The sequence below is a fragment of the Ruegeria sp. ABD4_443 genome, assembly GCF_056160865.1.
Genome location: NZ_JBSWYA010000011.1, coordinates 56730 through 72274 on the forward strand (window position 1 = coordinate 56730; position 15545 = coordinate 72274).

Below are 15545 nucleotides of genomic sequence, written 5' to 3' on the forward strand. Positions count from 1 at the left end.
GGGGCGGCATGCCCGAATTGCAAGGCCAGTGTATGTGCGGCGCGGTGACAGTTACCGCGACACCTGCGCGCGACGCGCTGGGTGCGTGCCATTGCGACATGTGCCGCCGCTGGAGCAGCGGCCCGTTCCTGAGCATCCCGGTTGAGGCGGGATACGCGGCGCTGGGCCCGGTCAAGACCTTTACGTCTTCGGATTGGGCCGAGCGGGCCTTTTGCGAAGAATGCGGGTCTGCCCTTTGGTACAGGCTCACCGTACCGGGTGAGATGCACGGGCAGACGCAAATGGCCGCCGGCCTGTTTGACAACGCCGCAGGCAGCGACCTGAAACTTGAACTATTTATCGACAAAAAGCCCCAAGGCTATGCGTTTGAAGGCCAGCGCCGTCAAATGACCGAAGCCGAAGTGATGGCCATGTATGCGCCATCAGAAGAAGGAGACAGCCAATGACGAAATATGATGCCGATTGGGTCCGGGCCGAAGAGGCCAAGCGCAAATGGATGGCTGAAAACGGTCTGTATTCCGAAGCCGAGGAACATTCTTCGTGCGGGGTGGGCCTGGTTGTTTCCATTGATGGTAAGAAAAGCCGCAAGGTTGTTGATGCGGGGATTGATGCGCTCAAGGCCATTTGGCACCGGGGCGCTGTCGATGCTGACGGCAAGACCGGCGACGGCGCGGGCATCCACGTGCAAATCCCGGCCCCGTTCTTTTATGACCAGATCCGGCGCACCGGCCACGAACCGAACATGGACGAGCTGATCGCCGTCGGTCAGGTCTTTCTGCCGCGCACCGATTTCGGCGCCCAGGAACAATGCCGGACGATCGTCGAAACCGAAGTTCTGCGGATGGGGTATTACATCTATGGCTGGCGGCACGTTCCCGTCGATGTCACCTGCTTGGGTGAAAAGGCCAACGCGACGCGCCCGGAAATCGAACAGATTCTGATTTCCAACTCGAAAGGCGTCGACGAGGATACGTTCGAGCGCGAGCTTTACGTGATCCGTCGCCGTATCGAAAAGGCCGCCATGGCTGCCGGGATCACGGATCTGTACCTGGCCTCGCTCAGCTGCCGGTCGATCATCTACAAGGGCATGATGCTGGCAGAACAGGTTGCAGTATTCTATCCCGACCTGATGGACGAACGCTTTGAAAGCGCATTCGCGATCTATCACCAGCGTTATTCGACCAACACCTTCCCGCAATGGTGGCTGGCACAGCCGTTCCGTATGCTGGCGCATAACGGTGAGATCAACACCCTGAAGGGCAACATCAACTGGATGAAAAGCCATGAGATCCGCATGGCTTCGGCGACGTTTGGCGATTATGCCGAGGACATCAAGCCGATCATCGCGGGCGGCTCGTCGGACTCGGCCGCGCTGGATTCGGTTTTCGAGGTCCTGGTGCGGGCTGGCCGTTCGGCGCCGATGGCAAAAACCATGCTGGTCCCGGAAAGCTGGTCCAAGCAGGCGGTCGAGCTGCCGCAGGCCTGGCGTGACATGTATTCCTACTGCAACTCGGTGATGGAGCCGTGGGACGGTCCCGCCGCGCTGGCGATGACCGATGGACGCTGGGTCTGCGCCGGTCTGGACCGGAACGGCCTGCGCCCGATGCGCTATGTCGTAACCGGCGATGGTCTGGTCATAGCCGGATCCGAGGCCGGGATGGTGCCGATTGACGAGGCCAGCGTGACCGAGAAAGGCGCGCTTGGTCCGGGGCAGATGCTGGCCGTGGACATGAAAAAGGGCAAACTATTCCGCGACAAGCAGATCAAGGACAAGCTGTCCCGCGCCCTGCCATTTGGCGAATGGGTCCGCAAGATCAACGATCTGGACGAGGTACTGGCCGGGGTGACCGAAACCCCCCGTTTCCAGGGCGAAGAGCTGCGCAAACGCCAGATCGCCGCCGGGTATTCGGTTGAAGAGCTTGAGCAGATCCTGTCGCCGATGGCCGAAGACGGCAAAGAGGCGCTTGCGTCGATGGGCGATGACACGCCTTCGGCAGTTCTGTCCACACAGTACCGCCCGCTCAGCCATTTCTTCCGCCAGAACTTTAGCCAGGTCACGAACCCGCCGATCGACAGCCTGCGTGAATACCGCGTAATGTCGTTGAAGACCCGGTTCGGGAACCTCAAGAACGTTCTGGACGAAGACAGCAGCCAGACCGAGATCATCGTTCTGGGCAGCCCCTTTGTCGGCAATGCGCAATGGGACAAGCTGGTCGAAACCTTCGGCTCGCCGCTGGTCGAAATCGACTGCAGCTTTGAACCCGGCCGTGGAGCGCTGAGCGCGGCGTTGGCCCGTGTGCGCGCCGAAGCGGAAGAGGCCGTGCGTTCCGGCGCGGGGCATCTGGTGCTGTCCGACATGAACTCGGGCGCAGGACGTGTGGCAATGCCGATGATCCTGGCCACCAGTGCCGTGCATTCGCACCTGACCCGTCAGGGCTTGCGCACCTTCTGTTCGCTGAACGTGCGGTCGGCCGAATGTGTCGATCCGCATTACTTTGCGGTGCTGATCGGTTGCGGCGCGACCGTTGTGAACGCTTATCTGGCCGAAGATTCGCTGGCCGACCGTATTGATCGCGGCCTGCTGGATGGCACCCTGACCGAAAACGTCGCCCGCTATCGCGAGGCGATTGACCAGGGTTTGCTGAAGATCATGGCCAAGATGGGTATCTCGGTCATCTCGTCTTATCGCGGTGGCCTGAACTTCGAGGCCGTGGGCCTCAGCCGTGCCATGGTTGCCGAGTATTTCCCGGGTATGACCAGCCGTATTTCCGGGATCGGTGTCACCGGGATTCAGGCCAAGGCCGAAGAGATCCATGGCAAGGGTTGGGAAAGCGGTCTGGACGTCTTGCCCATCGGTGGTTTCTACAAGGCGCGGAAGTCGGGCGAGACCCACGCGTGGGAAGCGACCTCGATGCACATGATGCAGATGGCCTGCAACCGCGCCTCGTATGAGCTGTGGAAACAGTATTCGGCCAAGATGCAGTCGAACCCGCCGATCCATCTGCGCGACCTGATGGATTTCAAACCGCTGGGCAAGCCGGTGCCGATTGAAGAGGTCGAATCGATCACCTCGATCCGCAAACGCTTTGTCACGCCGGGCATGAGCTTGGGCGCGCTGAGCCCCGAGGCGCACAAGACGCTGAACGTGGCGATGAACCGGATCGGTGCGAAATCCGACAGTGGCGAAGGCGGCGAAGATCCGGCGCATTTCGTGCCTGAACCCAATGGCGACAACCCGTCGGCCAAGATCAAGCAGGTGGCGAGCGGTAGATTCGGTGTGACCGCCGAATACCTGAACCAGTGCGAAGAGCTGGAAATCAAGGTCGCCCAGGGTGCGAAACCCGGTGAGGGTGGTCAGCTGCCGGGTATGAAGGTCACCGACCTGATCGCGCGTCTGCGGCACTCGACCAAAGGCGTGACGCTGATTTCGCCGCCGCCGCACCACGACATCTACTCGATCGAGGATCTGGCGCAGCTGATCTATGACCTGAAACAGATCAACCCGCGCTGCAAGGTGACGGTGAAACTGGTCGCAAGCTCGGGCGTGGGCACGATTGCCGCCGGTGTGGCCAAGGCCAAGGCGGATGTCATCCTGATCTCGGGCCATAATGGCGGAACGGGCGCTTCGCCTGCGACCTCGATCAAATATGCCGGTCTTCCGTGGGAAATGGGCCTGACCGAGGCGCACCAGGTTCTGGCGATGAACAAGCTGCGCGACCGCGTGACGCTGCGGACCGATGGCGGCCTGCGCACGGGGCGCGACATCGTCATGGCCGCGATGATGGGGGCCGAGGAATACGGCATCGGCACCGCCGCGCTGATCGCGATGGGCTGTATCATGGTGCGTCAGTGCCAGTCGAACACCTGCCCGGTCGGTGTCTGCACGCAGGATGAAGACCTGCGCGCCAAGTTCACCGGCAATGCGGACAAGGTCGTCAACCTGATCACCTTCTACGCACAGGAAGTGCGCGAGTTGCTGGCCAGCCTTGGTGCACGGTCCGTGGATGAGATCATCGGCCGGGCCGATCTGCTGGCGCAGGTCAGCCGGGGGTCTGCGCATCTGGATGATCTGGACCTTAACCCGCTGCTGATCACGGTCGATGGCGCGCATGACATCGTCTATAACCGCGACAAGGACCGCAACGCCGTGCCCGATACGCTGGACGCCGAGATCGTGCGCGATGCTGCGCGGTTCCTGAAGGATGGCGAAAAGATGCAGCTGTCCTATGCGGTTCAGAACACGCACCGGACGGTCGGGACCCGCGTTTCCAGCCATATCGTGCAGAATTTCGGTATGCGGAACACGTTCCAGACCGACCACCTGCATGTGAAACTGCAAGGTTCTGCCGGGCAGTCGCTGGGGGCGTTTGCCGCCCCTGGGCTAAAGCTGGAAGTGTCCGGCGACGCCAACGACTATGTCGGCAAGGGGCTGTCGGGTGGCATGATTGTTGTGCGCCCGCCGCAGGTCAGCCCGCTGAAGGCAGATGAAAACACCATCATCGGCAACACCGTCCTTTACGGCGCCACCGATGGCCACCTGTTTGCCGCCGGACGCGCCGGAGAGCGCTTTGCGGTGCGCAACTCGGGCGCCAGCGTCGTGGTCGAGGGCTGTGGCTCGAACGGGTGTGAATACATGACCGGCGGCATAGCCGTGATCCTGGGCGATATCGGCGCGAACTTTGGGGCCGGGATGACCGGCGGCATGGCCTATCTGTACGATCCCGAAGGCAAGGCGCAGCTTTTGATGAACCTTGAAACCCTGGTGACCTGCCCGGTTACCGTGGATCACTGGATTGACCAGTTGAAGACGCTGATCGAACGCCACGCCGCGGAAACCGGCAGCCGCAAGGCCGCCGATATCCTGCAGCATTGGGATGTCGAGCAGGGCAATTTCCTCCAGGTTTGTCCGAAAGAGATGCTGAACAAACTCAGCCATCCGCTGTCGGACGAGGCAACCGCGGTTCCGGCCGAGTAGGCCGGGCCTGGCGCGCCTGTCGATGGCGGGCGCGCTGCCGGGCCGCTGAAATACGCCGTTCCAAAAATTCTCGGCGCGGCGTATAGCAGGGGCATGGCAAAGAAAGCAGCGCGCAAGTCACGCGGTAAGAAAAGCAAGGCATCAAAAGCCCGGAAACCATCCCGGTTTGTGGCCCGGATTCGGCAGTGGCTGATCCGGGGTGCCGTTGCGGTTTCCGCCGTGATCCTTGTTCTGGTTTTGCTGTTTTCGGTGCTTAACCCGCCGGTCACCCACACGATCTGGTCGGAATGGCGGCGGCTGGGCAAAGTTGACCGGGACTGGGTACCGATCGAGGAGATTTCGCCCGTCATGGCGCGGTCTGTCGTGGCGGCCGAGGACGCGAATTTCTGTCTGCATTGGGGTTTTGACGTCGAGGCGATCCGCGATGCGATCGAAGATGGCGGGTCGCGCGGGGCATCGACCCTGACGCAACAGGTGGTAAAGAACGTGTTCCTCTGGCAAGGCCGCAGTTGGCTGCGCAAGGTGCTTGAAACCTCGATCACGCCGGTTGTCGAGATATTCTGGAGCAAGCAACGCATTCTTGAGGTGTATCTGAACGTCGCCGAAACAGGGCAGGGCGTTTTTGGTGTCGAGGCGGCCGCGCAGAAGTATTTCGGGGTGTCCGCCGCGAATCTGACATCGGTTCAGGCCGCACGCATCGCCGCGATCCTGCCCGCGCCGCGCAACCGCTCGGTGACCGATCCGTCGGTTCGCACCCGGCGCCGGGCCGCCGCGATTGCCGATGGGGCGGCCACCATCCGCGCAGATGGTCGCGCAGATTGTTTCGAGGATTGAAAACTCTGGCCTGCCGGGGGTATTGCTGAGGTGTATTCACTGGTTCGATTGGAAGTCCATGGCGCGTTTGTTTCACGTTCCCCTTTCCCCGTTTTGCCGCAAAGTGCGTCTGTCGCTGGCGGAAAAGAAGATCGAAGTCGAATTGATCGAGGAGAGGTACTGGGAACAGGACCCGGATTTCCTGCGTCGCAACCCCGCCGGTAAGGTTCCGGTGCTGCGGCTGGACGGGCAGATCATGTCCGAGAGCGCGGCGATTTGCGAGTATATCGAGGAAACGCGGCCTGAACCTCCGTTGATGCCGAAAAAGCCCGAGGACCGGTTTGAAGTCCGCCGGCTTGTTGGCTGGTTTGACGACAAGTTCCATCACGAGGTGACGTCAAAGCTGTTGTATGAACGGGTCAACAAGAAGGTGACCGGCCAGGGGTATCCTGACAGCAAGAACGTCAAGGAGGGCGCGCGTGCGGTCAAGTATCACCTCGATTACATGACGTGGCTGTTGGATCATCGCCGGTGGCTGGCGGGTGACCAGATGACGCTTGCGGATTTTGCCGCGGCCGCGCATCTGTCGGCGCTGGATTATATTTCGGATGTGGACTGGAACCGCAGCCAGGTCGTCAAGGACTGGTACGCCAAGATCAAGTCGCGCCCCGCCTTCCGGTCCATCCTTGCGGATCAGGTTCCGGGCTTTCGCCCGCCGCCCCATTACGCGGACCTGGATTTCTGATACGCTGGTGCAGGGGGCCGTCTGCCCCCTCTTGGCCCTGAGGGCCAATTCACCCCCGAGGATATTTTTGGCCAGATGAAGAATGGATCGGGTTTGAAAGAGCGATTGGTCGCGCAAGCCCTGGCCGAGGGGTTCGTAATGTGCCGCGTATGCCGCCCCTGGGATGTGCCGCAGGTGCCCGCGCGGTTGGCGGCCTTTTTGCAGGCTGGTTATCATGGGCAGATGGGCTGGATGGCCGAGAGGACCCATTGGCGCGGAGATCCGTCGGCGCTTTGGCCCGAGGCCCGGTCGGTGGTCATGCTGGCCGAAAGCTATGCCCCGGAGCATGATCCAACGGCGGTTCTTGGTCAGCCGGGGCGGGGCGCGATATCTGTTTATGCGCAGAACCGGGATTATCATGACATCGTCAAGAAGCGCCTGAAACGGCTTGCCCGGTGGTTGATTGCCGAAGCCGGTGGCGAGGTGAAGGTTTTCGTGGATACCGCGCCGGTTCCGGAAAAGGCTTTGGGCCATGCCTCGGGGTTGGGATGGCAGGGCAAGCATACCAACCTTGTTTCGCGGGAATGGGGGAATTGGGCCTTTATAGGCTCGGTTTTCACTACATTGGAGCTGCCGGTGGACCCGGCGGAGGTTGATCATTGCGGGTCGTGTCGGGCGTGTCTGGATGCCTGTCCGACAGATGCCTTTCCGGCGCCGTATCAGTTGGATGCCAGGCGGTGTATTTCCTATTTGACGATCGAGCATAAAGGCCCGGTCGATATCGAGTTGCGCGCCAAGCTGGGCAACCGGATTTACGGCTGTGACGACTGTCTTGCCGCCTGTCCCTGGAACAAGTTTGCCGTTGCGGCCAGCGATATACGGTACGCGGCGCGCGATGACCTGGCCGGGCCGGACCTGGCCGACCTGGTGGTGTTGGATGACGCTGCTTTTCGGGCCAGGTTTTCGGGCTCGCCCATCAAGCGGATCGGGCGCGGTCGATTTGTGCGCAACGTTTTGTATGCGATCGGAAATTCGGGGCGTGCCGAGCTGTGTCCGGCAGCAAGGCAACTGACCGAGGACCCTGATACCGTTGTGGCTGATGCGGCGCGGTGGGCGGTCAAACAGCTGTCTTAGGTGCCGCAAACGCGCTGGACGCTGCGCAGCAAACCGCTACACCATGTTTCGGTGAACAGATGGAGGGCCCGATGACGTTGTCTTTGGGTGTGGATACAGGCGGCACCTATACCGATGCCGTTCTGATCCGGGATGAAAAGCATGTGGTCGCTTGGGCCAAGGCCCTGACCACGCGCCATGACCTGGCGGTGGGGGTTGGCAATGCGGTTTCCGCTGTTCTGGCCGAGGCCGCCATTGCGCCCGGGCAGGTTTCCATGGCCGCGCTTTCGACCACTCTGGCGACCAACGCGCTGGTCGAGGGGCAGGGCGGGCGTGTCGCCCTGATCTATGTCGGGTTCCGCGAGGAAGACCTGGAAAAACATGGGTTGCGAGAGGCCATGAAGGGCGACCCGACGCTGGTGATGTCGGGCGGGCACAGCCATTCCGGCACCGAGGCCGCTGCGTTGGATGTGTCTGCGCTGGAACGGTTTCTTGAGGCCAATGACGGGATATCCGGATTTGCTGTCGCGGCCCGGTTTGCCACGCGAAACCCGGCCCATGAGCTGGAGGTGGCCCGGATCATTGCCGAAAAGACCGGCGCCCCGGTCACCTGTTCGCATCACCTGTCGGCCCGGCTGAATGGCCCGAAACGCGCGGTTACTGCGGTGCTGAACGCGCGCCTGATCGGAATGATTGATCAGTTGATCGGGCGTGCGCGCGACAGGCTGAGCCAATTGGGCATAACCGCGCCGATGCTGGTCGTGCGGGGCGATGGTGCCCTGATGGGGGCAGATCAGGCCCGTGAGCGCCCGATCGAGACCATTCTCAGCGGACCTGCGGCGTCGATCGTGGGCGCGCGTTGGCTGACCGGCGTCGACAATGCGCTGGTTGCGGATATCGGCGGAACGACCACCGATATTGCGCTGATCCGGGATGGCAGGCCGGCCATTGATCCGGCCGGGGCGCAGGTCGGCGGGTTTCGGACAATGGTGGAAGCCGTTGCCATGCGCACCCATGGGCTGGGTGGCGACAGCCAGGTGCATGTCGCCACGCAAGGGTTGCGCGGTGGCGTCACGCTTGGACCGCGCCGGGTATTGCCGGTATCGCTGATCGCGGTCGAAGTGCCAGAGGTCGTTCATGCGGAACTGGACGCGCAATTGCGCATGACCACGGCGGGTGAATATGACGCGCGGTTTGCGCGCCGGGTGCCGGGAACAGGTGCCCAGGGCATCGCCCCGCGCGAGGCCGCCCTGCTGGACCGGTTGGGCGACGCGGTACTGCCCTTGGGCAAGTTGCTGCGCACGCGCATGGAAAGCGGGGCCCTGACCCGACTGGTGGATCGCGGGATCGTCCAGGTTGCCGGGGTGACGCCCTCGGATGCAAGCCATGTTTCCGGTGCCTTGACCGCTTGGGATGCCGACGCCGCGCGTAAAGCGCTTGAGTTGGTGCGGCGCAAGCGTGTCGGGTCGGGGGATCAGCTTGCGCCCTCGGCCGAAGCCCTTGCGGAAATGATCATCGACCAGCTTGTCAAACAAACCGAACTTGCCTTGTTAGAGACTGTTTTTGCAGAAGAGGCCGAGGAATTCGGCCAAGCGCCCGCTGATCTTGCGCGCCATGTTTTGACGCAAAGGGGCCTGGCGGGGCATCGGGGTCTGTTGGCGATGGACATGGCGCTGAACGTGGATGTTGTTGGCCTGGGGGCGTCCGCACCGGCCTATTATCCGGCCGTGGGCGCGCGGTTGCGCTGTAACATGGTCCTGCCCGAACATTCCGGGGTGGCCAATGCCATTGGCGCGGTGGTTGGCCGGGTGATCCTGCGCCGGACCGGTACGGTCACATCCCCGTCCGAGGGCCGGTACCGCGTACATCTTGAGGACGGCCCCCGCGATTTTTCGGCCTCGGGCGAAGCGTTGGATGTTCTCGAGGCCGCGCTGCGGGCCGAGGCGGAACGCGGGGTTCGCCAGGCCGGTGCCGAAGATATCAGGGTCAGCGTTGACCGCGACATCCGGACAGCGCGCGTTGAATCGCAAGACGTCTTTGTCGAAGCCCGGCTGACCGTGGAGGCCAGCGGGCGCCCCAGGGTGGCGGTCGGCTGAGCCGGTTTCAGCCCCCGCGACGGGGGGTCTTATTCGGCGGCGTCGGTGCGCTTGGGCAAGACCCAATCGGCGCGCGGGAAGTGGCAGGTATACCCGTTCGGAATGCGTTCGAGATAGTCCTGGTGTTCCGGCTCGGCCTCCCAGAAGTCACCCACCGGTGCGACCTCGGTCACGACCTTGCCGGGCCAGAGCCCGCTTGCGTCGACATCGGCGATTGTGTCCAGCGCCACCAGTTTCTGTGCCTCGTCCACATGGTAGATGGCCGAACGATAGCTCATGCCGATGTCATTGCCCTGACGGTTGATCGTGGTCGGGTCGTGGATCTGAAAGAAGAACGCCAGCAGATCGCGATAGCTGATCACCGCTGGATCGAACCAGATTTCGATCGCCTCGGCATGCGTGCCATGGTTGCGATAGGTGGCGTTGGCCACGTCGCCGCCGGTATACCCTACGCGGGTGCGGGAAATGCCCGGCAATTTGCGGATCAGGTCCTGCATTCCCCAGAAGCAGCCCCCGGCCAGAACAGCGCGTTCCTGTGTCATCATACGTCCTCCACGTGAATGAGGTATTCGCCATAGCCCTGTTCTTTCATCTCGTCGCGATGGACGAAACGCAGGGCTGCGGAGTTGATGCAATAGCGCATCCCGCCCTGTTCGCGCGGCCCGTCGGGGAATACATGCCCCAGATGGCTGTCGCCGTGTTTGGACCGAACCTCGGTTCGGATCATGCCAAGCGTCCGGTCTTCGAATTCTGTGACATGCTCATGGATGATCGGCTTGGTAAAGCTGGGCCAGCCACAGCCGGATTCGTATTTGTGGGTCGACGCAAACAGCGGCTCACCGGAAACGATGTCGACATAGATGCCCGGTGCGTGGTTGTTCAGGTGCTTGCCAGTGCCGGGGCGCTCGGTTCCGTTTTGCTGGGTCACGCGAAACTCTTCGGGGGAAAGGGCGGCGACGGCCTCGGGGGATTTGGTGAAGCGGGTCATGGGTCCTCCGGTCTGGTGTGGTGTTGCACAGTAAATGGGGTCCGCTGCGGGAAAGCAAAGGCTTGTTTCACCTGCCTCGCGCAGCCGTGTGGTTTCAGGTCGGTTTGACCTGGGGTTGCCGCGAAAGCTGAACCGCAAGGATGCCCAGCGTCGTGACCGCGACGCCGACGGCGTCCAGTGGCCCAAGGTGTTCGCCCAGCAGGATTGCCGCGATGGCCACGCCAAAAACCGGGTTCAGGAAATGAAACGTGGCCGCACGGATCGGCCCGATCCGGTTAAGCAGCATGAACCAGATCAGGGTGGCCAGCAGGCCCGGGAACAGGGTCGTATAGCTGAAGGCCAGCACCAGGGGGACCGTCAGATTGATATGGATCGTTTCAAACAGGGGCGCGGCAACAAACAGAACGGCCGAGCCGACGAACATCTGCAGGCCGACGACCATCATGAAATTCCCGCCCGAGGTCGCCCCGCGCACCGCAAGCGTGGCGAAGGTCAGCGCCAGCGCCCCAATCCCGCACAGCACAACGCCGAACATGTCAATTCCGGCGCTGATGCGGCTGCTCATGATCAGCGCGACGCCCGCGAAACCGGCCAGCAACCCCAAAATCCCCAGCGGTCGCAACCTTTCGCCCAAAAAGGCCCAGCTGGCCAAGGCGACCAAAAGGGGCATGGTCGAAGCCAGGATCGCCGCCACCGAGGCTTCGATCGTTTGCATCGCATAGAAATTCAGACCCAAATAAAGGGCATTCTGGCATATACCGAACAAGATGGTGGCGTACCATTGCGACCGGGTCAGGCGCCAGCTTTGGCCCATGATGCGGGCGATTGCCACGCCCAGAATGCCCGAAATCAGAAACCGAAGAGCCAGGGAAAACAGAGGCGACGCATCGGCCACAATGATCCGCGCCGAGGTAAAGGCCGACGACCAGATCAGGGCAAACGTCAGCCCCATGGCAATTGCGCGAATATCCATCATGACCCCCTGTCAGATCGCCGCGACTGTTTCCGAAATATCCGGGCGCCGCAAGCCGAACCATAGGCGCGGGCCAATGCCGCCAAAGAAAAAGGGCCGCGTGACCGCGACCCTTGATCTGATGTGCTTGAAAGGCTGGTATCAGCCGTTCACGCTGTCCTTCAGTGCCTTGGCAATGGTCATCTTGACCACTTTGTCGGCTTCTTTCTTGAACTGCTCGCCGGTCGCAGGGTTGCGCACCATGCGCTCGGGGCGCTCGCGGCAGTAGATTTTGCCGACGCCGGGCAGGGTTACTGCGCCACCGGCCGAAACTTCGCGGGTGATCAGGCCGGTGATGGCCTCCAGCGCGGAGTTTGCGGATTTCTTGTCGGTTCCCATTTCCTCAGCGAGAGCAGCAACCAGCTGAGTCTTTGTCATAGGCTTTGCCATTTCTTGGTCTCCTTAACGTGCCCGATCTCTTGGGCCTCACGGCGTGACTGTAACGGGATATTGTAGTTAAACACAACGAATAGTAGCGCTGAAAACCCCAAAAACATGGGGATTTCGTTGTTTTTTTGCGTCAGAGGAAGGCGGTTTCGTCGAAAGAACGCAATTTCCGGCTGTGCAAACGCTCCAGAGGCATGCCGCGGAGATGCTCCATCGCGCGAATTCCTATGGCCAGGTGGCGGCTGACTTGCGTTGTGTAAAAGGCCGAGGCCATGCCGGGCAGCTTAAGTTCGCCATGCAGCGGCTTGTCCGAAACGCACAATAATGTGCCGTAGGGGACACGAAACCGGTAGCCGTTTGCGGCAATCGTCGCGCTTTCCATGTCCAGCGCGATGGCCCGCGATTGGCTGAGCCGTTGCACCGGGCCGGACTGATCGCGCAGTTCCCAGTTCCGGTTGTCGACCGAAGCAACGGTTCCGGTCCGCATGATCCGCTTCAGCTCATAGCCTTCCAGCTCGGTCACTTCGGCCACCGCCTGTTCCAGCGCAACCTGCACCTCGGCCAGCGGCGGGATTGGCACCCAGACCGGCAGATCATCGTCCAGAACCTTGTCTTCGCGCAGATAGGCATGGGCCAGGACGAAATCGCCCAGCGCCTGCGTGTTGCGCAGCCCGGCACAATGCCCGACCATCAGCCAGGCATGCGGGCGCAAGACAGCGATATGGTCGGTGGCGGTTTTTGCGTTCGACGGGCCGACCCCGATATTGACCAGCGTGATCCCCGAACCATCGGCCCGTTTCAGGTGATAGGTCGGCATTTGCGGCAATTTCAGCGGCTGTTCGATCGCGGCCTGCGGGTCGGTGATTTCGACATTCCCGGTCGAGACAAAGCTGGTATATCCGCTGTCCGGATCGCCAAGCTGGGCACGGGCATAGTTTTCGAACTCGGACACATAGAACTGATAGTTGGTAAACAGAACGTGGTTCTGAAAATGGTCGGGATCGGTGGCCGTGTAATGGGCCAGCCGCGCCAGCGAATAATCCACGCGCTGCGCGGTAAACAGGGCCAGCGGGCCAACCTCGTCGGTCAGTTCGTGGACACCGTTGACGATATCGTCGTTGGTGGTCGTCAGGTCCGGCACGTCGAACACGTCGCGCAGGGTAAAACCGGCGGCGCCCTGGTGGGGAACGACCAGGTCGGGGTTGTTGGCCACTGCAAAATGCACCGGGATCGGCGTGGTCGACGGCCCGATGGTCACCGGCTGGTCATGGTTCCGGATCAGCAAGGCGATCTGCTGGGTCAGGTAAGACCGGAACAGATCGGGCCGGGTTACGGTCGTGGCATGAGCGCCGGGTTCCGCGACATGGCCAAAGCTCAACCGGCTGTCGACTTGGGCGTATGACGACGTTCGGATGCGAATTTCCGGGTAATAGGCCCTGAATCGTTCTGATGGCGAGCCGTTCGCAATGGCATCGGCGAAGCTGTCGCAGAGAAATCCGGTTGCCTGTTCATACAGCTCTTCCAGGCGGGCAACCGCGGCCGCCGGGTCGGTGAAATCCTCGGGGGCCGGTGCGTTGGGTGTTCTTGTTTCAGTCATGCAAGTGGTTCCAGAAGGTCAATCTTTTCAAAACTGCGCACATCCACCAGCCCCAGATCCGAGATCCGCAATTCGGGGATCACGACCAGGGCCAAAAGGGAATGCTGCATATAGGCGTTGTTGAGCTTGCAGCCGCAGGCCTGCATCGCCTCGACCATCTTTTGGGCGTTTTCGGCGACGTCAAAGGCCGGGCTGTCGGACATGAGGCCCGCAATCGGCAGCCTGACCAGCGCCAGTTCCTGGCCATCGCGGAAAATCGTGATGCCGCCGCCGACCTCGGCAAGCCGGTTTGCGGCAAGCGCCATCTGTTCGCGGTCGGTGCCCACCACGATCATGTGATGGCTGTCATGTGCCACGGTCGAGGCCATGGCCATCGGCCCCTGGTATCCGAAACCGGATACAAAGGCGTTGGTCACGCCGCCGGTGGCGCGATGCCGTTCGACCAGTGCAATCTGGCAGACATCGCCTTCGCCTTCGACCAGGCCGCCGATGATCGGCAATTCGGCCTTGAGCGCCTTTGTGGGCGCCTGGTTTTCCACCACGCCGATTACATTGGCCTGCACGCGGTTTGCACCGGCGGGCGGGGTGATCTCGAAATCCGCAGCGGTCAGCGGATGGCCCAGATGGACGGTGTTTCGCGCCCGGTCGGGCCAGTCGTAATGCGGGCAATCCACGGTGATCGCACCGTTTTCCGCCACCACCTGGCCGCGGGCAATGACCATGTCGATCGGCAGCTCCTTCAGGTCCGGCGTCAGGATGATATCCGCCCGCCGTCCGGGCGTGATTGAGCCAATCTCGCGCTCCAGCCCGAAATGCGTGGCGGTGTTCAGCGTTGCCATCTGCAGGGCGATCAGCGGGTCGCAACCGCAGGCAATGGCGTGCCGCACGACCCTGTTCATATGGCCTTCGTTGACCAGCGTGCCAGAGTGGCAATCGTCGGTGCAAAGGATAAAGTTGCGCGGGTCCAGCCCTTTTTCTGTCACCGCGGTGATCTGGCTTTCGACATCGTACCAGGCCGAACCCAGCCGCATCATGGACCGCATCCCCTGCCGCACGCGGGCAATTGCGTCCGCCTCGCAGGTGCCTTCGTGATCATCGGCCGGGCCGCCGGCCACATAGGCCGCAAAATCAGGCCCTAAATCAGGCGAAGCATAATGCCCGCCGACCGTTTTTCCGGCATTCTGCGTGGCCGCGATTTCCGCCAGCATCTTTGGGTCGCCCTGGACCACGCCGGGAAAGTTCATCATCTCGCCCAGCCCGATGATGCCGGGCCAGGTCATCGCCTCGGCAACGTCCTGCGGCGAGATTTCGTATCCGGTGGTCTCTAGCCCGGGTGCCGAAGGCGCGCAAGACGGCATCTGGGTGAATATGTTCACCGGCTGCAGCAAAGCCTCGTCATGCATCATGCGCACACCGTCGAGGCCCAGCACATTTGCGATCTCGTGCGGGTCGGTGAACATCGATGTGGTGCCATGCGGGATGACTGCGCGGGCGAATTCGGCCGGGGTCAGCATGCCGGATTCAATATGCATATGGGCGTCACACAGGCCGGGGATCATATAGCGCCCCTGCGCTTGGATGATTCGGGTTTCAGGGCCGGTACAATGGGACGCGTCGGGCCCGACAAAGGCGATGCGGCCTTCGGCAATAGCCACCGAATGGTCGGGCAGGGCTTCGCGGGTGTGGACGTTGATCCAGACGCCGCCGCGGATCACGGTATCGGCGGGTTCGCGTCCGGCGGCGACGGCGATCAGGCGGGGGGCCACGTCGGGCCAGCTGGGAAAAGGCTTATATTCCATGGCCCAACTTTCCCCAACGCGCTAAAAGGTTCAACCCTGCA

General features: G+C 61.9%; 12 protein-coding genes. 6 read left to right on the top strand and 6 right to left on the bottom strand.

What is annotated here, in order from left to right; translation table 11 throughout:
* Positions 1 to 8: 8 nt before the first annotated feature.
* From ACXAG8_RS16965 to ACXAG8_RS16990, 6 genes are all read left to right on the top strand, one after another.
* Positions 9 to 446, top strand: a complete 438-nt coding sequence (locus ACXAG8_RS16965) for a GFA family protein (RefSeq protein ID WP_475229622.1) — start codon at positions 9 to 11, stop codon at positions 444 to 446.
* On the top strand, positions 443 to 4975 hold the full coding sequence (gltB, locus tag ACXAG8_RS16970) for a glutamate synthase large subunit (RefSeq protein WP_475229625.1): 4533 nt from the start codon (positions 443 to 445) through the stop codon (positions 4973 to 4975). Before ACXAG8_RS16965 ends, gltB begins: the two co-directional genes overlap by 4 nt.
* A 93-nt stretch (positions 4976 to 5068) precedes the next feature.
* Positions 5069 to 5809, top strand: coding sequence for a monofunctional biosynthetic peptidoglycan transglycosylase (gene mtgA / locus ACXAG8_RS16975; protein WP_475229630.1), 741 nt, complete (start codon positions 5069 to 5071; stop codon positions 5807 to 5809).
* A gap of 58 nt (positions 5810 to 5867) precedes the next feature.
* Positions 5868 to 6533, top strand: coding sequence for an FtsZ-binding protein FzlA (gene fzlA, locus ACXAG8_RS16980; protein ID WP_475229730.1), 666 nt, complete (start codon positions 5868 to 5870; stop codon positions 6531 to 6533).
* 75 nt (positions 6534 to 6608) lie between these two features.
* Positions 6609 to 7646 (top strand): tRNA epoxyqueuosine(34) reductase QueG, encoded by a 1038-nt coding sequence (gene queG / locus ACXAG8_RS16985; protein WP_475229635.1) that lies wholly within the window; start codon positions 6609 to 6611, stop codon positions 7644 to 7646.
* 71 nt (positions 7647 to 7717) lie between these two features.
* Positions 7718 to 9721 carry a hydantoinase/oxoprolinase N-terminal domain-containing protein gene (locus ACXAG8_RS16990; RefSeq protein WP_475229642.1) on the top strand — a complete coding sequence of 668 codons (2004 nt, stop codon included), beginning with the start codon at positions 7718 to 7720 and terminating at the stop codon, positions 9719 to 9721.
* Positions 9722 to 9750: 29 nt separating this feature from the next.
* Here the strand turns inward: ACXAG8_RS16990 and msrA are convergent, their stop codons facing one another.
* From msrA to ade, 6 genes are all read right to left on the bottom strand, one after another.
* Complete coding sequence (gene msrA, locus ACXAG8_RS16995) at positions 9751 to 10263, bottom strand: peptide-methionine (S)-S-oxide reductase MsrA (RefSeq protein WP_475229645.1); 513 nt, start codon at positions 10261 to 10263, stop codon at positions 9751 to 9753.
* Positions 10263 to 10709: a peptide-methionine (R)-S-oxide reductase MsrB gene (gene msrB, locus ACXAG8_RS17000; RefSeq protein ID WP_475229649.1), complete on the bottom strand. Its 447-nt coding sequence runs from the start codon at positions 10707 to 10709 to the stop codon at positions 10263 to 10265. Before msrB ends, msrA begins: the two co-directional genes overlap by 1 nt.
* Before the next feature lie 94 nt (positions 10710 to 10803).
* Positions 10804 to 11682, bottom strand: coding sequence for a DMT family transporter (locus ACXAG8_RS17005; RefSeq protein WP_475229733.1), 879 nt, complete (start codon positions 11680 to 11682; stop codon positions 10804 to 10806).
* A gap of 141 nt (positions 11683 to 11823) precedes the next feature.
* On the bottom strand, positions 11824 to 12111 hold the full coding sequence (locus ACXAG8_RS17010; RefSeq protein WP_170453278.1) for an HU family DNA-binding protein: 288 nt from the start codon (positions 12109 to 12111) through the stop codon (positions 11824 to 11826).
* A gap of 130 nt (positions 12112 to 12241) precedes the next feature.
* On the bottom strand, positions 12242 to 13705 hold the full coding sequence (locus tag ACXAG8_RS17015) for an AMP nucleosidase (protein WP_475229663.1): 1464 nt from the start codon (positions 13703 to 13705) through the stop codon (positions 12242 to 12244).
* Positions 13702 to 15504 carry an adenine deaminase gene (gene ade, locus ACXAG8_RS17020; protein ID WP_475229671.1) on the bottom strand — a complete coding sequence of 601 codons (1803 nt, stop codon included), beginning with the start codon at positions 15502 to 15504 and terminating at the stop codon, positions 13702 to 13704. Before ade ends, ACXAG8_RS17015 begins: the two co-directional genes overlap by 4 nt.
* Positions 15505 to 15545: the final 41 nt, after the last annotated feature.